The sequence below is a fragment of the Paenibacillus sp. USHLN196 genome, assembly GCF_037144955.1.
Classification (GTDB): domain Bacteria; phylum Bacillota; class Bacilli; order Paenibacillales; family Paenibacillaceae; genus Paenibacillus; species Paenibacillus xylanexedens_C.
Map to the genome: position 1 here is coordinate 64,064 of NZ_JBBCYH010000017.1, position 19,106 is coordinate 83,169.

12 protein-coding genes and 1 tRNA gene are annotated in these 19,106 nt (G+C 46.5%); 11 read left to right on the forward strand and 2 right to left on the reverse strand.

The features are described 5' to 3' along the window. The first annotated feature begins 137 nt into the window (after window positions 1-137). Entirely contained in the window at window positions 138-4,151 is a 4,014-nt protein-coding gene (locus WFI24_RS29235) for a S8 family serine peptidase (RefSeq protein ID WP_336765432.1), read from the forward strand. A 136-nt stretch (window positions 4,152-4,287) separates the two neighbouring features. On the opposite strand, the gene WFI24_RS29240 is transcribed toward WFI24_RS29235, so the two are convergent. Next, window positions 4,288-5,517, reverse strand: a complete 1,230-nt coding sequence (locus WFI24_RS29240) for a CynX/NimT family MFS transporter (protein ID WP_336765433.1) — start codon at window positions 5,515-5,517, stop codon at window positions 4,288-4,290. A 595-nt stretch (window positions 5,518-6,112) separates the two neighbouring features. Next, window positions 6,113-6,186: transfer RNA gene (locus WFI24_RS29245), tRNA-Arg, on the reverse strand. Window positions 6,187-6,420: 234 nt separating this feature from the next. On the opposite strand from WFI24_RS29245, the gene WFI24_RS29250 reads away from it, so the two are divergent. The 10 genes from WFI24_RS29250 (at window position 6,421) to speD (ending at window position 19,038) form a co-directional block, all read left to right on the forward strand. Beyond that, a complete protein-coding gene (locus WFI24_RS29250; protein ID WP_145325303.1) occupies window positions 6,421-7,353 on the forward strand; it encodes a hypothetical protein in 933 nt (310 codons plus the stop codon). A 138-nt stretch (window positions 7,354-7,491) separates the two neighbouring features. Beyond that, entirely contained in the window at window positions 7,492-8,832 is a 1,341-nt protein-coding gene (gene tig / locus WFI24_RS29255) for a trigger factor (protein WP_336765434.1), read from the forward strand. Between the two features lie 378 nt (window positions 8,833-9,210). Continuing rightward, window positions 9,211-9,801, forward strand: a complete 591-nt coding sequence (gene clpP, locus WFI24_RS29260; protein WP_145325250.1) for an ATP-dependent Clp endopeptidase proteolytic subunit ClpP — start codon at window positions 9,211-9,213, stop codon at window positions 9,799-9,801. A gap of 12 nt (window positions 9,802-9,813) precedes the next feature. Continuing rightward, a complete protein-coding gene (gene clpX / locus WFI24_RS29265; RefSeq protein ID WP_145325251.1) occupies window positions 9,814-11,067 on the forward strand; it encodes an ATP-dependent protease ATP-binding subunit ClpX in 1,254 nt (417 codons plus the stop codon). A gap of 120 nt (window positions 11,068-11,187) precedes the next feature. Further along, complete coding sequence (ispG, locus tag WFI24_RS29270) at window positions 11,188-12,285, forward strand: flavodoxin-dependent (E)-4-hydroxy-3-methylbut-2-enyl-diphosphate synthase (RefSeq protein WP_145325252.1); 1,098 nt, start codon at window positions 11,188-11,190, stop codon at window positions 12,283-12,285. A 167-nt stretch (window positions 12,286-12,452) separates the two neighbouring features. After that, complete coding sequence (lonB, locus tag WFI24_RS29275) at window positions 12,453-14,207, forward strand: ATP-dependent protease LonB (RefSeq protein WP_145325253.1); 1,755 nt, start codon at window positions 12,453-12,455, stop codon at window positions 14,205-14,207. Window positions 14,208-14,293: 86 nt separating this feature from the next. Further along, entirely contained in the window at window positions 14,294-16,633 is a 2,340-nt protein-coding gene (lon, locus tag WFI24_RS29280; RefSeq protein ID WP_145325254.1) for an endopeptidase La, read from the forward strand. Window positions 16,634-16,789: 156 nt separating this feature from the next. Further along, the gene (gene yihA / locus WFI24_RS29285; RefSeq protein WP_336765435.1) at window positions 16,790-17,440 is read left to right on the forward strand and encodes a ribosome biogenesis GTP-binding protein YihA/YsxC; all 651 of its coding nucleotides are present in this window, start codon (window positions 16,790-16,792) and stop codon (window positions 17,438-17,440) included. 274 nt (window positions 17,441-17,714) lie between these two features. Then, entirely contained in the window at window positions 17,715-18,302 is a 588-nt protein-coding gene (locus WFI24_RS29290; RefSeq protein WP_336765436.1) for a non-ribosomal peptide synthetase module, read from the forward strand. Between the two features lie 334 nt (window positions 18,303-18,636). After that, window positions 18,637-19,038 carry an adenosylmethionine decarboxylase gene (speD, locus tag WFI24_RS29295; RefSeq protein WP_145325257.1) on the forward strand — a complete coding sequence of 134 codons (402 nt, stop codon included), beginning with the start codon at window positions 18,637-18,639 and terminating at the stop codon, window positions 19,036-19,038. Window positions 19,039-19,106 lie beyond the last annotated feature (68 nt).

Sequence of the window (19,106 nt, forward strand, 5' to 3'; positions counted from 1 at the left end):
TTTGATAGAATAATTTACCAAGGGTCAATCATCTTGCAGATAGGCGGTGGAATTGGAGCAGGTATTGCAGTACTTGCGAACAGCAGGAACCCATCATTTGGTGAGGTACTCACATTCAAAAAAGGAGGGGCATAGCCTTGAGTAAACGATTGATATCCACGTTATTAAGTGTTCTGATGGTCTTTTCTATTATCCTCCCAGCGGCTGGAGCCGCTCCCGCAGATTCAGCTATTCAACTTGAGAACATACCGAGTACGGCCGAAGCAAAACAATGGAGAGAGATTCTTGCAGGGCGAGAAGCAAAACTTGCCGCAGATCCATTTTTGGATAAAAGCTTGGAAGGCCTGGGTGGAGAAAACACCCGAGTTATCGTTGAACTTTCCAATAAACCTGTTGCAGTAGCGCAAGGCGAATCAACCCTCTCAGGAAAATCTTTTACCTCCTCTATGGAAACAAAGGCTGTGACTCAAGTTGAGCAACAACAACAGTCATTTGTACATAGCCTCACTCAGAAGAAAATCAAACATGAAGTATTGGAAGAATATGCATATGCCCTGAATGGTGTAGCGATTGAGCTTAAAGGAAACCAAGTGGGACAATTGCTTCAAATACCTGGCGTGGTCAGCGTATATCCTGACCTTGAAGTTACCATAGCGCCCGAGACAGATGAAGTGAACCCGTACATGAAAGACACAGCGCCTTTTATTGGTGCACCTGAAGTATGGGATTTGGGTTACAAAGGAAATGGCATTAAAGTCGGCGTCATTGATACAGGCATTGACTATGAACATCCTAATTTGCAAGAAGCCTACAAAGGTGGATGGGATTTTGTTGGAAACGACAATGATCCGTATGAAACAACATATCAAGAATGGAAAGGATCGGGCGAGCCTGAGCTTAACGAGCTTGGAAGCCCCTATTACACATCTCACGGTACGCACGTAGCGGGTACCGTTGCTGCTCGCGAAGCGGGGGACTACGGTATTGTTGGTGTTGCTCCTGAAGCAGATATCTATGCTTACCGTGTACTTGGACCGTATGGTAGTGGTCAAACCTCATGGGTACTCGGCGGAATTGATCGTTCTGTTCAAGATGGCATGGATGTAATCAATCTCTCGTTAGGTAACGCCGCCAACGACCCGAGTTATATCACTTCGGTTGCCCTTAACAATGCCATGCTGTCTGGCGTGACAGCGGTTGTGGCAAGTGGTAACAGTGGACCCAACCGTTATACACTCGGTTCTCCAGGTGCGTCTGCAATGGCTATTACTGTAGGTAACTCTACAGGACCTAGCCAGCTTATTACAGCTGATACTCACTTCTGGATTGGTGAGGAAGGCGAAGAGACGCAACCTGAACAACAACCGGTGCCAGAGGTTGAACAATCTCCTGAACTGGGGACAGCACCTGGAACGGAAACACCAGAAGTTTTAGAGCAAGGTGTATCCGCAACTGCTGATGAGGAAAGTGCAGCAGCTGTGGAGGACGCGGTTTCTGATGAAACTTTAGTTGCTGGATCAGAACAAGATGGAATTACAGCTGAAACGCCTGTCGACGCTGAAGTTCCGAATGTAGAAGAAGCTACAACGGTAGAAAATACTCCATCTGCATCACCTTCTGCACCAGTTGAAGTTTCTCCTGAAGCTGCCCCTGTGGAAGAAGAGTCTGTAATTGCTCCGACTGAAGCTCCATTGGCTATTACAGAGTCGGTTTACCGTCTGGATCTGATGGGCTGGAGCCTGTCGGCAGACCCTGAAATTGTTTTGAGAGAGAAATATGAGCTTGAATATGCAGCACTGGGTAAGCCAACTGATTTTGAAGGCAAGGATTTTACGGGTAAAGTCGCATTAATACAGCGTGGTGAACTCGCATTTGTAGAGAAAATCGCCAATGCCAAAGCGGCCGGAGCCGTAGCTGTTATTGTATATAACAACATTCCTGGCCCGATCGGTGTAAGTCTGGGCGATAACTTTGAACTCATTCCGACACTGAGCATGTCCAAGGAAGATGGAGATGTGATCAAAGCTGAGCTGGACGCAGGACAAGCCGTTGAAGTGAGCTTTAGTGATTTTGAACGTGCTCAAACTCCGGGCGATGAAATGAATTCATCCAGTTCACGTGGACCTGCAAAGGTAACGCTGGACATCAAACCGGATATTGTTGCACCAGGTACAAGCATTTTGTCTACGATTCCTGCCTACGGCAAGGATGAGCCAGATGCAGATTATGCACAAGCGTATGATCGTAAATCAGGTACAAGTATGGCTACACCTCATGTAGCAGGTTTGATTGCGTTGCTGATCGAGAAGCATCCGGACTGGACGCCATTTGATATCAAAGTTGCGCTCATGAACAATAGCAAAGTGCTGGATACGACCAAGTTTGATGTATTCGATCAGGGTGCAGGCCGTATTCAGGCTGTGAACACCATCGATCCTGCTGCTTTTGTCAAAGTGCTTGATGTTACTCAATACACGGAGAGTGGCACAGTTGTAGAAAAGGAAAATATCACCGGAAGCATCAACTACGGTAATTTCTTGAGTACAGATGAAAAGACGATTACCAAAACGATCAAAGTTGAAGCGCAGAATGGTAGCGGTGGAGATTACACCGTAAATGTGAATCCGACTCGTAATGTCGCTGGCGTATCCGTTGCCGTAGACAAGAATTCCTTTACATTGAATGGTGAGGAAGAACTTGCAGTGACAATCACCGTTCCACGTGGGATTACTGCGGCTTCAGAAGCCCAAGGATACATTGAGTTGTCGAACGGAACCAATACCTTTACGGTGCCATATGTTGCTCATTTCAATGTTACGTTGACTGGCGTTAAATATATTGAGACGGTAAAAGGTAATGAAAAAAATCCATTCCACTATCCATTGAAGGCTGATGGTACATTGGATACGCTGAATGTTGCGATGGAATTCTATAATCCGATGACTTTCGCCCTGATTGAGATTTATGATGGTCTTAACCCTGAAGGTGGATACTACCAGGATGGATACATTGGCTCCATTTTTGGTAACTATTTTAACTTCAATGCAAATGCAAGATATAACCTTGCTTGGGACGGCACATATGCAGATTACACGACCGATGAAGTGACTGAGCTTCCGGATGGTTTATACACGGTGGACATCACTACCATTGGTACGGACGGCAAAACCTATAAGGAAGATACTTCTCCGTTTTTGGTGAAAAAGACAGCTCCGGCTGTAACTGCACCAGAAGTGTTGGAATTCAAAGCGGATGAATCGGCTGTTCTTAATGGTAGCGTGGATGACTTGTACTTTGAGGTTGCACCTGCGCTTGCCAGCGGATGGGACATCACGTTTGATCCAGCAGCTTCTTTGGAAGCAACGTATGTTGTGAAAAACGAGGATGGTTCGGTTCAAAACGAGGGTGTTTTTGAAGTACAAGCGGATGGCAGCTTCAGCCTTCCATTGGAAGGAATCGAAGCGGGTGAATATACCGTTGAACTTACGGTGAAAGACCAACAGGGACTTTCGGGTACAGCTAATACGGTACTGAAACTGGAAGCTTTGGAGACCGAACCTGAAACTCCGGCTACCAAGGCCCCAGGCACGCCTGTACTTTCTCACAATAACTGGGTGGGCAACGGCCTACCTGAAGGCTCGTATATCGTTACCATGAATCTGTGGTGGGGAGAGAACGCAACCAGCTACAAATTATATGAAGACGGGGTTTTGGTTGATACGCAGAAGTTGACTTATAACGCGCCTTCGGCGCAGTCTGCTCAGACGAAAATCACGGGCAAAACTAACGGTACGTATACGTACGTAGCGGAGCTAACTAACGACAAGGGAACAACCCGGAGTCAGACGTTGACTGTTCGGGTTACCAACGCAATGCCAGGCAAAGCGGTTCTCTCTCAGGATAACTGGGATGGCGACGGCAATTATAAGGTGACCATGAACCTGTGGTGGGGGACGAATGCTTCTGAGTATCGTCTCTATGAAAATGATAAGTTGATCGATACGCAAGAACTCCGTGCGGTTACACCACTTGCCCAAAGTGCTGTGACGACACTGTCCGGGAAAGCTTCGGGCACGTATACGTATCGAGCTGAGTTAATTAACGCAGCCGGGGTTACCAGCACAGACACGATTACGGTAAAAGTAAAGTAAGCTTGTCCACCCAATAAACTGATCGTTGATTAGATTATTGAAGGAACTGTTTTTCGCACAAACGGCCTCCATCCTGATTTAGCAGGATGGAGGCCGTTCATTTTGTTTCTTTTTTTTCACATAAATGGAAGTGTGATTAACTGATTGCGCGATCTTTGCTGGCCTGGGTCCCTGCAATAAGTAACGCAATGGCAAGAATAACCTGTATTAGCAACGGAAGAGTCCATCCTTTTGTCCAGTCATGAAGCATACCCAATAGCAGAGGTCCCACGGCTGCCAGCATATAGCCGTAAGACTGGGCCATACCGGAAAGACTTGCAGCTTGTCTGGCATCTCTTGTGCGAAGGACGAAGAACATGGTTACCAGTCCAAACGAAGCGCCAGCGCCTATTCCTGCCAGCATAACGCCGATGGTAACGAGCGAAGGGAGTCCGCTTAACAATAAAGCATACCCGACAATTAAAGCTGAGCACGTTAACGTGGTTAGAATACGCTGGTCTTGGGTTCTGCCGGCTAAGATCGGAACGATAAAGGTAGCTGGTACGCTAACCATTTGCATCAAGGAGAGCATCCAGCCTGCAGACGTTGCGCTGAAACCTTGCTCGGCTAGAATCTCTGGTAGCCAGGTGATTGTTGTATAAAATATTAAAGATTGCAGTCCCATAAACAGAGTAATGAACCAGGCCAAGGAAGAGGTCCGTAGACGTACAGGAGTCCCTTCGCTCTGTGAGGCTACAAATAACATTCGCTGTCGTCCTGCGGCGATCTGGGGGAGCCACAAGACAAGCGCCGTTATGGATAACAGGGCCCACATGCCCAGCGAAGCGCGCCATCCCATAGATGTTGCTCCCGCTACTGGCACACTCACGCCTGAGGCGATGGCGCCAAATATGTTCATGGATACAGAGTATAATCCGGTTACGATACCCACCCGCAATGGAAAATCACGTTTGATCAAACTTGGCAAGAGCACGTTGCTTAATGCAATGCCGCATCCCAATATTGCGGTTCCTGCATATAGAGCCAGGACAGAAGGGGATAAACGTAAGGCCACCCCTAGAGTTACGATGATAATTGCGATCAGCAACGCTGATTCGAGTCCTAAACGTTTGGCGAGACGTGGTGCAAAAGGAGAGACTGCTGCAAAAGCGAGCAAAGGGAGCGAGGTCAGAAGCCCTGCCATCGTATGGCCAATGCCCGTATCCGAGCGGATCATCTCCACGACGGGTCCGGTTGCCGTGATCGGTGATCTCATGGTAGCGGCAATGACCATAATGCCTGCTAATAACAGGCCGAATCTTTTGGATGCCGGAGAATGTTCTCCTTCGGCAAGAATAGATGATTGTTGCTGTATTGAAGATGACATGATAAAATCTCCTGTTTTCTAATAAGTTGATATGTATGGATTGTTACATTATCCACTTCACAAGCATAACATTCTGTGTCAACATTGACCAATGAAATGAAAAATAAAACCAACAGAACGCAAGTGATCTGACGATACATCGGAGTTATCATCCCCAAAACGCAAAAGAAGCTTCCCGAAGGAAGCTTTTTTAATGGGCCCTGGAGGGGTGCTACCCATCCCGTTTCAGACTGCGAAGTAGCGCTAACGAAGCGAATGCTCCGACGAACCGTTGGGGTTCTCATCCCCAGAACGCAAAAAAACTTCCCAAAGGAAGTTTTCTTTTTATACGTCCCAGGAGGGATACTCTCCTTGCAGTCGAGACTGCGAAGTGGCGCTAACGAAGCGAATGCTCCGACGAACCATTGGGGTTCTCATCCCCAGAACGCAAAAAAAACTTCCCAAAGGAAGTTTTCTTTTTATACGTCCCAGGAGGGATACTCCTTGCAGTCGAGACTGCGAAGTGGCGCTAACGAAGCGAATGCTCCGACGAACCATTGGGGTTCTCATCCCCAGAACGCAAAAAAAACTTCCCAAAGGAAGTTTTCTTTTTATACGTCCCAGGAGGGATTCGAACCCCCGACCGACGCCTTAGAAGGGCGTTGCTCTATCCAGCTGAGCTACTGAGACATGAATTTTTTCAAGCAAAATTGATTTTATCATATGCAAACAGGAATATCAAGCATTTTATTTTAATATATTTTTCATATATGATATTTGGCGGCAGTAACGTTTTTTTCATTATATTTAAGGTTATGTTAGAATATCAGGAGAACTCAGAAAATAGATCGACAATCGTTTTAATATATACATCTATTTATGTTGATTCCGACTGGAGATTCAGTATATAGAGGAGGTGCTCCCATTAAGGAATCCACGACCCCGGAGACCGAGCACAACAACAATATTGTGCTGTTTCCTAAGACGCTGGACTATTACCAGATTCAATTGACAGTGATGCTTGAAAATGAACGGTATGGTGAAGCGATGAAATTGCTTCACTTTTTGCTGCAATGTCAGGGACAGGAAGAACGCCATTATGATGAATGGCGGGCCTTGCTCGAATGGCTTCAGGCTGCGTTCCCTCATTATGAAGAGACCTCGCCAGCCGTTAATGAAGAACGGGAAGAGGAAGAGATCAGTGAGGAAGATATGGCCCGGCAGCACGCCCGTTTGAAGCTTGAACAGGATGATGGTTATGCAGATAAGATGCTTCGCACAGTCATGGAAGAACCGTTGTCTGAACAGACGATGCTGGCTTTGGAGCAGCTGGCCTATCTTGATCTGCCGAAGATTGATGAGGCACTTACGAGTTGGTTAAAAGAGAAGTCGCTTCACCCTTTGCTTCAATTTCGGGTGCTGCAAACCTTGCGTCGCCGAGGCGTTCAAGGTATGATCCTGTTTACGAGAGGCGAAGAGCAGGTTGAAGTCGAGATTGATACCGTGCCTCTTAAACCAGAGGAATTCCCGCTCCAGATCGTTCAGATTCTGGAACGAGTGGCAGATCAGACGGAGGTTCATGAACCTACGCTCTTTTATTTTGCCCAGGAGTTATGGATACAATATGTCATGGCCGTGTATGGAACTCGTGATTATGTATCCATGTTGGAAGAAAATGATTCCATGACAGATATATGGGCAGCAGCTCTACATATGACCGTTGCAGACAGTCTGGGTGGCTCGCATGATGAGGAAAATACTCGCTCAATGTATGCTGTGACAGGGGCAATGCGCTTTCGGCTGGAGCAGGCTTATCGTTCCATGAAGCAGTTTGTATCTGCCGGATTGGATGGTTAATAGAGGCCGGAAACGTTTTCCTTAAACCGTATCAAGGGATTCCCCTTGAAAAAGAATCTAATCTTGTTTATACTAAAATGGTTATTTTGTACGTGATTGCCTACGTGAACATGTGAATTTTGGAGGGGAAAGTATACAATGAAAGCAACTTGGGAAAAGATAGAGAAGAACCTTGGGGTTCTTGAGGTTGAAGTGGATGCAGATCGTGTAACTGCAGCACTCGACAAAGCTTTTAATAAAGTGGTAAAACAAGCAAACGTACCTGGATTCCGTAAAGGTAAAGTACCACGTTCAATCTTCGAAGCTCGTTTTGGTGTAGAGAGCCTTTATCAAGAAGCAATCGACATTTTGCTTCCTGAAGCCTATACAGAAGCAATCGACCAAACGGATATTTTCCCGGTTGATCGTCCTGACGTAGATGTTGAACAGTTCGCTAAAGGACAAACATTCAAGTTCAAAGCAAAAGTAACTGTGAAACCTGAAGTTACCCTGGGTGACTACAAAGGAATCGAAGTTGCTGTAGCAAAAGGTGAAGTAACTGACGTAGAAGTGACTGAAGAACTTGAGCGTCTTCAACAACGTCACGCAGAACTCGTTGTAATCGACGAAGGTTCCGCTGCAAACGGCGACGTTGCAGTAATCGACTTCGACGGTTCCGTTGATGGTGTGCCTTTCGAAGGTGGACAAGCTGAGCGTTATTCCCTGGAACTGGGTTCTAACACATTCATTCCTGGTTTTGAAGAGCAAGTTGTGGGTCTTTCCACAGGCGACTTCAAAGACGTAGAAGTGACTTTCCCAGAGAGCTACCATGCAGCAGAACTTGCTGGCAAACAAGCGGTATTCAAAGTGAAAATTCACGAAATCAAACGCAAACAACTTCCTGCATTGGATGATGAGTTTGCTAAAGATGTTAGTGAATTCGATACTCTGGAAGAGTACAAAGCTGACCTGAAAACACAATTGGAATCCCGTAAAGCTGACGAAGCCAAAGCTGCTCAAGAAAATGCAGTTGTAGAAAAAGTGGCTGAGAACGCTGAAGTGGACATTCCTTCTGCAATGGTAGAGAGCGAAGTACAGAACATGATGCGTGATTTCGACAACCGTCTGCGCAACCAAGGTATGAACCTTGAAATGTTCCTGAGCTTCTCCGGCCAGACTCAAGCTGACCTGAGAGGACAAATGCAAGAAGATGCTTCCAAACGTGTTCGCAACAACCTGGTGCTTGAAGCTGTAGGTAAAGCGGAAAACATTGAAGTATCTGACGAAGAAGTGAATCAAGAACTCGAAAAAATGGCTGAATCTTACAAGCGTCCTGCTGATGAGATCCGTGGCATCCTCGAGGGTAATGGTTCCCTGGACAGCCTTCGCGATGAAGTTAAACTGCGTAAAACGATTGACGTTCTTGTTGAGAACAGCACAGTTGTTGAACCGGTAGAAGCTCCAGCTGAAGAAGTTGTTGCAGAAGCTGACGGAAAATAAGACAAGCTGTCTTGAATTAGACAGTTGAATAAATGATAAGGCACGTGAGTTATTGCGTGCCTTATTTTTAAATTGTGACATCCATTTTATAGAAGATGAAGTAATGATATGGGTGGTTACTAATTTTATTGATCGGTGTACACCTTTCACATACCTATGTACTTCATGCAAATAAAAAATGACAAGACGGCATAGGATGGCTCCAATTTGCACATACATAGAAAACATGGTTAAATATGATCAGGCTAAAAAGTAAACCAACTGATGTCTGACGCCTCTTGTGAAAAATGACATTGTCACAGGAAAGTGTTAGAATGAATTTGGGTTTGCTTTACAGGTGGCCTATGTCTAATTACATGTAGAAAAGAGGTTGGTCTCATGAGTCTGGTGCCAATGGTTATAGAACAAACCAATCGAGGCGAGCGGTCTTACGATATATATTCGCGTTTGCTGAAGGATCGCATTATCTTTCTAACCAGTGCGATTGATGACGATGTAGCCAATCTTGTCATAGCACAGCTTTTGTTTTTGGCAGCCGACGATCCTGAGAAGGATATCAGCTTGTACATTAATTCACCTGGTGGTTCTGTCACCGCAGGGATGGGTATATACGATACGATGCAATTTATCAAGCCGGATGTATCTACCATTTGCGTAGGGATGGCAGCAAGCATGGGCTCTTTATTGCTGACAGCCGGTGCACCCGGCAAGAGATATGCGCTGACAAACAGCGAAGTGATGATTCATCAGCCGCTTGGCGGCATTCAAGGACAGGCTGCGGATATTAAGATACACGCAGAATGGATTATTAAAACACGTCAGAAACTGAATCAAATATACGTCGATCGTACGGGTCAGTCTCTTGAGAAAATTGAGCGGGATACAGACCGTGACTTCTTCATGAGCGCTGACGAAGCCAAGGCGTACGGTATTATTGACCAGGTGCTCAGTAGACCGATCAATTCCTAAAGGGGTGGTTTCATGTTTAAATTTAACGATGAGAAAGGGCAACTGAAATGCTCTTTTTGCGGTAAATCTCAGGAACAGGTACGTAAGCTGGTCGCTGGACCAGGCGTGTACATTTGTGATGAATGTATCGAACTTTGCACCGAAATCGTTGAGGAAGAACTCGGTCATGATGAAGAAGTAGACCTCAAAGATATTCCAAAACCGAAAGAAATTCGTAATATCCTGGATCAATATGTTATTGGACAGGAGCAAGCGAAGAAGTCATTGTCTGTTGCGGTGTACAATCACTACAAACGGATCAACACACAAAGCAAGATTGAAGATGTTGAACTGTCGAAGAGTAACATTTTGCTGTTAGGACCTACGGGTTCTGGTAAAACGTTGCTTGCGCAAACGATGGCCAAAATTCTGAATGTACCTTTTGCTATTGCTGATGCTACTTCATTAACGGAAGCGGGTTATGTGGGTGAGGATGTAGAGAACATTCTGCTCAAGCTGATCCAGGCTGCTGATTATGATGTGGAAAAAGCAGAGCGTGGCATTATTTATATCGATGAGATTGACAAAGTAGCACGTAAATCCGAGAACCCATCCATTACTCGTGATGTATCGGGTGAAGGGGTTCAACAAGCACTCTTGAAAATTCTTGAAGGAACCGTGGCTTCTGTACCACCACAAGGTGGTCGTAAACACCCTCATCAAGAATTTATTCAGATCGATACAACGAATATCCTGTTCATTTGTGGCGGTGCCTTTGATGGTCTGGAGCAAATGATCAAACGCCGGATCGGTAAAAAAGTCATTGGCTTCAATACCGTTACTGAGCAAAAAGATCTGAAACCAGGTGAATACCTGGGCATGGTATTGCCGGAAGACTTGCTGAAATTCGGTTTGATCCCGGAATTTGTAGGCCGTTTGCCAGTCATCTCCACTTTGGAGCCGCTGGATGAAGATACGTTGGTACGGATTCTTTCCGAACCGAAAAACGCGCTTACCAAACAGTACCAAAAATTGCTTGAGCTGGACAATGTCAATCTGGTATTTGAACCAGCTGCATTGCTCGCGATTGCAAAAGAAGCAATCAAACGTAACACAGGTGCACGTGGATTGCGTGCCATCATTGAAGGCATCATGCTTGAAATCATGTATGAAGTACCTTCACGTGAAGATGTTACGAACTGTGTGATTACCGAAGAAGTCGTTGAGAAAAGAGTTGTGCCTGAACTAAGCCAATCAAAGGACGATAAGCAGGAAGAAAGCGCCTAATTAAGGCCTGAATCCCGTTGAACTCTGAAATATAGACTTGTCAGTTCTCCACTTTGGCAGAAGGCGAATTTATGTCTCTGTCAGGGTGGAGCTTTGACGTTGTGGGGAGAGAAATCACTCATGTATTTAAGACAAGATACACGTCCCGTAAAAGTCGGGAACGTAACGATTGGTGGCAGCAACGAAGTCATTATCCAAAGTATGTGTACGACCAAAACGGCAGATGTTGAGGCGACGGTTGCAGAGATTCTGCGACTGGAAGAAGCCGGCTGTCAGGTGGTACGTGTAACGGTAAATAATGAGGAAGCCGCTGCAGCCATTAAGGAAATCAAGAAACGTATTAACATACCGCTCGTAGCGGACATTCACTTTAACTATAAGCTGGCTTTGCTTGCGATTGAGAATGGCATTGATAAAGTACGGATTAATCCGGGTAATATCGGTAAACGTTCCAAAGTGGAAGAAGTCGTAAAAGCATGTAAAGAGCGTGGTATTCCAATTCGTATCGGGGTAAACGCCGGTTCCTTGGAGAACCATCTTCTTGATAAGTATGGTTATCCTACGGCGGATGCTATGGTCGAAAGTGCATTGTATCACATTGGTATACTGGAAGAGCTTGATTTCCATGATATCATCGTGTCTCTCAAAGCATCGGATGTACCGATGGCGATTGAAGCTTATACCAAAGCAGCTCAAATCATTCCGTATCCGTTGCATCTCGGGATCACGGAAGCAGGTACACTGTTCTCCGGTACAATCAAAAGCTCCGCAGGTATGGGTGCCTTACTGTCTATGGGGATTGGTTCAACGATGCGGATCTCGCTGAGTGCGGACCCGGTAGAAGAAATCAAGGTTGCTCGTGATCTGCTCAAAACCTTTGGTCTTATTACGAATGCAGCTACATTGATCTCCTGCCCGACGTGTGGACGTTTGGACATCGACCTGTTCTCCATTGCCAACGAAGTGGAAGAGTATATCTCCAAACTGAAGGTGCCGATTAAAGTATCAGTGCTGGGTTGTGCAGTGAATGGTCCAGGTGAGGCGAAAGAAGCGGATATTGGGATTGCCGGTGCTCGTGGAGAAGGTCTCCTGTTCCGTCACGGTAAGATGATTCGTAAAGTGCCTGAGGAAATCATGGTTGAGGAATTGAAAAAAGAGATCGACAAAATCGTCGAAACCTATGAAGAGACAGGAGTTATTCCTGGTCGTTCGCACTGATTGATTCATATCTTGTTTCTGTTACAGCCCGCCAGCAATGGTGGGCTTTTTATTTTCTCGCAGACAAATTCCGCATCGCCCGTTTACGTCGCGTTGAAAAGGCTATACTACCAAGTATTAGCATGATCTCATATGAGAATAGCGACAAAATAGGAGGATGTGAAGACATGGAATTTGGTATGGTCATCATGTTGATTCAGTTATTTTTTGGAGTGGTGATTGGTTTGTATTTCTGGAACCTGCTGCGTGGCCAGAAAACGAATCGCAGTGCCGTTGAGCGAGAATCTCGCAAGGAACTGGAGAAGCTACGTAAGCTGCGTTCAATCTCACTCACCAAGCCGTTGTCGGAGAAGACGCGTCCAGCTACCATTAACGATATCGTTGGGCAAAAGGATGGGCTGCGTGCCCTTAAGGCTGCATTATGCAGTGCGAATCCGCAACATGTTATTATTTATGGCCCTCCGGGAGTCGGGAAGACAGCCGCTGCAAGGGTCGTGTTGGAAGAGGCCAAGAAGAATCCATCTTCGCCATTTAAGCCAGATGCCAAATTCACAGAGCTGGATGCAACAACAGCCCGTTTTGATGAGCGTGGGATTGCGGACCCCTTAATTGGTTCGGTCCATGATCCGATATATCAGGGAGCAGGAGCCATGGGCGTTGCAGGGATTCCCCAACCTAAACCGGGCGCTGTGACAAAAGCGCATGGGGGAATGCTTTTTATTGATGAGATCGGTGAATTGCATTCCATTCAGATGAATAAGCTGTTGAAAGTGCTGGAGGATCGCAAGGTGTTTTTGGAGAGTGCGTACTATAACTCGGAAGACACGCATACTCCTGCTTATATCCACGATATTTTTCAAAATGGCCTGCCGGCCGATTTCCGCCTTGTTGGAGCAACGACACGTTCGCCTCATGAGCTACCGCCAGCTTTGCGTTCGCGGTGTATGGAAGTCTATTTCCGTCCTCTATTACCTGAGGAGATCGGGCGAATTGCCGAAGACGCTGTTCAGAAAATAGGGTTCAGCCCATGTCCGGATGCCGTCGATGTGGTCAAGCGATATGCAACCAATGGACGTGAAGCGGTCAATATCATCCAACTGGCTGCTGGACTTGCGCTGACAGAGAAACGTGAGACGCTGCAGGCGTCTGATGTGGAGTGGGTGGCAGGTAGCAGCCAGATTCAACCACGGCCTGATCGTAAGGTCCCTTCGCAGCCACAGGTGGGGTTTGTTAACGGCTTGGCGGTATATGGACCGAACATGGGAACTATTTTGGAGATCGAAGTATCTGCTGTTCCGGCTCTCAAAGATCAAGGCCGAATCAACATTACAGGCGTTGTGGATGAAGAAGAGATTGGAGGCGGTTCGCGTACACTCCGGCGAAAAAGTATGGCTAAAGGCTCGGTTGAAAATGTGTTAACCGTATTAAAAGCCATGGGGATTCGTCCGAATGATTACGATTTACACGTGAATTTCCCAGGTGGGACGCCTATTGATGGTCCATCGGCAGGGATTGCCATGGCGACTGCCATTACATCAGCCATTCAGGGACGCCCTGTGGATCATGAGACAGCGATGACTGGCGAGATCAGCATCCATGGTCGGGTCAAGCCAATTGGTGGCGTACTGGCCAAGGTGGAGGCTGCATTTCAGGCTGGAGCGAAGACCGTTATTATTCCGGCGGAGAACTGGCAGTCCATTTTTGAGAATCTGGAGGGCTTGCGCGTGATTCCGGTAGATACAGTACAGGACGTATTCCGTGAAGTGTTTGCCTGGGTTCCAGAGTCGCAAAAGGTGGAACAAACGAAGCTTGCAGAGGAGACAATTGCACCTGCACCGGAGATTTTTCCACCGGCATCTGCTTCCTATTTGCGTGCTGACGTGCCTCGCCCAGGACAGGTTACAGATTCGGGAAGCTGCTAGGCGCTTCCCTTCATTGGTTTTTTATGTGAACATTTGATAGAATAATGAATGACTACAACCTGAGAGCCATTGGAGGTGCGAAAGCGATGGGACCGAGCAAAGCGAAAGGTCGTCGTTTTCCTTTACTGCCTTTAAGAGGACTTCTCGTCTACCCGAGTATGGTACTGCATCTCGATGTGGGCCGAGAGAAATCGGTCAAGGCTTTAGAAAAAGCGATGGTAGAAGAACATTTGATTCTCCTATGTTCCCAAGCTGAAGTAAATATTGAAGAACCAACACAAGAGGACATTTTCAGAATCGGAACCGTGGCCAAGGTCAGACAGATGCTGAAGCTTCCGAACGGTACGATTCGTGTACTCGTGGAAGGCTTGGAACGGGCTGAAATTATTGAATATACGGACAACGAGGAATATTACGAAGTACTGGCACAAGAACTGCCTGAAGAGGAGAATACTCATCCGGAGACGGATGCCTTGATGCGTACCGTTCTGAACCAGTTCGAGAATTATATTAATCTGTCCAAAAAAGTTACACCAGAGACACTTGCGGCTGTGTCTGATATTGAAGAACCGGGACGCCTGGCTGATGTCATCACGAGTCACCTTTCCCTGAAGATCAAGGATAAACAGGAAATTCTGGAGACCATTGATGTTCGGGAGCGTCTGGAGAAATTGCTGGATATTCTGAATAACGAACGCGAAGTGCTGGAGCTTGAACGCAAGATCAGCCAACGTGTGAAGAAACAGATGGAGAAAACGCAAAAGGAATATTATCTGCGCGAGCAGATGAAAGCGATCCAGAAAGAACTGGGTGAAAAAGAAGGCCGTGCAGGTGAAGTTGAGGAACTTCGTAATCAGATGGAAGAACTCGGCTTGCCGGACAAGGTGAAAGAAAAGGTCGAAAAAGAAATTGATCGACTGGAGAAAATGCCTGCAAGTTCAGCTGAGGGTGGAGTCATTCGCAACTACGTGGATTGGCTGCTAGCCCTTCCTTGGAGCCAGATGACAGCAGATGATCTGGATATTCAAAAAGCCGAGGATGTGCTCAATGCAGATCACTACGGGCTCGAAAAGCCCAAAGAGCGTGTGCTTGAATATCTGGCTGTTCAGAAGCTCGTCAAGAAGCTCAAAGGGCCGATTCTCTGTCTGGTTGGACCCCCAGGGGTTGGTAAAACATCACTTGCCCGTTCGATCGCGAGATCGCTGGGCCGGGAGTTTGTAAGAATCTCTCTTGGCGGCGTGCGTGATGAAGCCGAGATTCGTGGGCACCGACGCACCTATGTGGGAGCCATGCCTGGTCGTATCATCCAGGGGATGAAAACGGCAGGTTCACTCAATCCGGTATTCCTGTTGGACGAGATTGATAAGATGGCTTCAGACTTCCGCGGAGATCCTTCCGCAGCGCTACTTGAAGTGCTGGATCCGGAACAAAATAATACGTTTAGTGATCACTTTGTCGAATTGCCGTTTGACTTATCCAACGTTATGTTTGTAACCACTGCCAATACAGTGCACAACATTCCGCGTCCATTGCTGGATCGGATGGAAATGCTCAACATCCCAGGTTACACGGAGCTGGAGAAGCTGCAAATTGCGAAAAATTATTTGCTGCCCAAGCAGAAGCAGGACCATGGTCTGGAAGAAGAGCAACTGGAAATTCCGGATGATGCGCTCTTGCGTGTCATTCGTGAATATACACGGGAGTCAGGTGTGCGTAACTTGGAACAGCAGATGGCTTCGTTGTGCCGGAAAGCAGCCAAGAACATTGTATCGGGTGTGGAAGGTCAGATCAACATCACATCAGATGAGGTCAAAGACTACCTTGGACCTGGTAAATTCCGTTATGGCATGGCCGAACTGGAAGATCAGATTGGTACCGTAACGGGTCTTGCGTGGACTGAAGTGGGTGGAGATACCCTTGTCATTGAAGTGACTGTTGTACCAGGAACAGGGAAGTTGACCCTGACAGGTAAACTGGGTGATGTCATGAAGGAATCGGCTCAAGCCGCATTCAGCTACACCCGTTCCAAAGCTACACAGCTCGGGATTTCGCCTGACTTCCATGAGAAGAACGACATTCACATCCACGTTCCGGAAGGAGCCATTCCGAAGGATGGTCCATCCGCCGGGATTACGATGGCAACAGCGTTAATCTCAGCACTGACGAACAAACATGTGTCCAAGGATATCGCCATGACCGGTGAAATAACGTTGCGTGGACGTGTACTGCCGATTGGTGGTCTGAAAGAGAAATCACTGGCAGCCCATCGTGCCGGCTATAAAAAAATATTATTGCCCAAGGATAACGAACGTGACCTGCGTGACATTCCAGACAGCATCAAGGAAGATGTGGAATTTGTCCCTGTAGCCCATATGGATCAGGTATTGCAGCATGCACTTGTTGAGCAGGCAGGTATTAACCTGTAATCCACGTATCCGAAAGGTTCGTATGAAGAGTAGACCGTTCTGCGGAGGCTTCGGCGTCCGCTGGAACGGTTTTTTTGGTATGATAGAACAATCCATGGCATAATACCATCAACAGGTTATGCATAGCACAAGCGTTCAAGAGAGGAAAGATACAATATGAAAGTAAATCAATCTGAATTTATTATCAGTGCCGTTCGGCCTGAACAATACCCCGAGGATGGTCTGCCAGAGATTGCTTTGGCGGGACGCTCCAATGTGGGGAAATCTTCCCTGATCAACCGTTTGATCAATCGTAAAAATTTGGCTCGGACGAGCTCGACACCGGGTAAGACACAGCAACTAAACTATTATAAAATTAATCAGGACCTCTACTTTGTCGATTTCCCGGGATATGGCTACGCCAAAGTTTCTAAAGAGCAACGCTTTGCCTGGGGCAAAATGATGGAGAAATACTTGTTGGGACGCGAGGAATTGAAACTGGTCATGCAGATGGTGGATATGAGACATGAGCCGTCCAAGGATGACAAGATGATGAATGAATGGCTTCGTCATAACGGATTGCCTTTGGTTGTTGTTGCCACCAAGATGGACAAGATTCCAAAAACACGCAGAGCCAAACATATCAAAGTCATTAAGGAATCACTGGGTCTTCGTTCAGGGGATCTGTTTGTACCCTTCTCATCGGAAGAAGGATTGGGCAAGGAAGAGTTATGGGACATCATTACCCGTCATGCACGCATAGATAAGTATGCACCAGAAGTACTGGAAGCAGAGGGTGCAGCGGATGAGGAAGAAAACGAAAATTAACGGATGACCGAGATAGTATACCGTTTTAGTGCGGGAAAGTGAGCATGCTAAGTGAATCTTTGATGAGATCAAGGTTTAGTCCGGTTTTTATGGGATTTCGTGAGAATTCATCATGTGGGCCCGGAGCAAAATAGCATTATGGTAGTGTATAATGAGCATAGGCGCATGTTGCCAACAGTACCAAAATACCGGCGTCGCCGGCCTGAAGAATTTTGAGATGACTGCTACATGTGCAGGAAGGCAAAACAATCGGGAAAGAATTGAGGAGATTTGTATGGCTCAGCGGTTAGCCACAGAGTATGTGAAGGCCACTATGAAATTGTCAGAACCCCAAATGCATCAGTTTTTGCGCATGACAGAAGACGGCAGGCTTCATCATCGGGTTAAGGTGTTGGATAATGGCTGTCAGGAGGTTGTGTTGGGGGATGTGAGTGGAGAAGAAGTTCATTTCCCTTTTGACCGCATAGAAGGGTTTTATATCTGTGAGTTATCTTGCCGCCTGGTGAATCTGCATCTGACCAACGTTGTCCGGAAGCTCTTTATGACTTTTAAGGGTGACGGGGTCGTTCATCGGATCTATGAAGGGTTCACCATGACGTATGTTTATGCTCAAGGCACTGTCCGTAAAATTGTGGAGAAGACCGGGGAGAACACCCGTGTGATCTATGAATACAAAAATACGTTGCTTGAATTGCAACATCTGTTCCAGGCCCGGGATGTAGAACGCGAAATCAACCGTGTGTATGCCGAGATTGATTCCTTACTGGATACTAGAAAAGATGCGACTGCTGATCAGCTCCATCAGATTGATGGGACCCTTGCACGTTATCAAAAACGGTTGTTTGAGCTTGAAGCTTATTGACCTGAAAGAGCATGTTTATACACGTATATGAATGTTATGAATTCCCTTGTTTCTTCCGGGCAATGGCACTTGCCAATGCGGAGGTTGCAGGGGATTTTTTGATGCGAGATAGAATATTCCATAATGAAATTATTTATTTTACAATCTTTTGGAAAAGGGTTGCTTTCACTCTGATTCAATGTTATTTTTAATCTCGTTGAAAAGAATATAGGAACCAGGATTCACTCAGGACATTATATGTTGCGAGAGGTTTTTCCCTCGGGAAGTGAATGACGTAGGTCCTAGCGGATGAAATTTTTCAAACATTTTATTCCTAGGAAGGGGGAACCGAAGGATGGAATATTCAACTTTCGGAAGACACGTTGCTGTTGACACTTGGGGTGTTGACTTTGATCTACTGAACAATGCGGAGTATTTGCAAGCCCAAATGGTTGAAGCAGCAGAGGCATGTGGTGCGACAGTGATGTCCGTACAGTCCAAGCAGTTTGATCCACAGGGAGCGACAGTGCTCGTACTATTGTCTGAGAGCCATCTCTCCATTCATACGTATCCTGAGAGAGGTTTTGCAGCAATTGATTGTTACACTTGTGGGGAGACCGTAGACCCGCAGCTCGCTATTGACTACCTGGTATCCGTATTAAAACCTGAAAAAACGTATGCCAAGAAGTTGGTACGTGGATTGGGCGAATTGCAAGTTGAAACACCAGAGATGAACAACAAGATCGAACTGGTGTAAAAAAGAAGCACATCACATGAACAATGTTCACATATCGGGATGGACGCATAACCTCCCTAATCCTAATA

Coding starts and splice junctions, on each gene's coding strand:
- WFI24_RS29240 (WP_336765433.1), bottom strand. CDS start 5,517: ATGTCATCTTCAATACAGCAACAATCATCTATTCTTGCCGAAGGAGAA.
- tig (WP_336765434.1), top strand. CDS start 7,492: ATGAAAGCAACTTGGGAAAAGATAGAGAAGAACCTTGGGGTTCTTGAG.
- clpP (WP_145325250.1), top strand. CDS start 9,211: ATGAGTCTGGTGCCAATGGTTATAGAACAAACCAATCGAGGCGAGCGG.
- clpX (WP_145325251.1), top strand. CDS start 9,814: ATGTTTAAATTTAACGATGAGAAAGGGCAACTGAAATGCTCTTTTTGC.
- ispG (WP_145325252.1), top strand. CDS start 11,188: ATGTATTTAAGACAAGATACACGTCCCGTAAAAGTCGGGAACGTAACG.
- lonB (WP_145325253.1), top strand. CDS start 12,453: ATGGAATTTGGTATGGTCATCATGTTGATTCAGTTATTTTTTGGAGTG.
- lon (WP_145325254.1), top strand. CDS start 14,294: ATGGGACCGAGCAAAGCGAAAGGTCGTCGTTTTCCTTTACTGCCTTTA.
- yihA (WP_336765435.1), top strand. CDS start 16,790: ATGAAAGTAAATCAATCTGAATTTATTATCAGTGCCGTTCGGCCTGAA.
- WFI24_RS29290 (WP_336765436.1), top strand. CDS start 17,715: ATGGCTCAGCGGTTAGCCACAGAGTATGTGAAGGCCACTATGAAATTG.
- speD (WP_145325257.1), top strand. CDS start 18,637: ATGGAATATTCAACTTTCGGAAGACACGTTGCTGTTGACACTTGGGGT.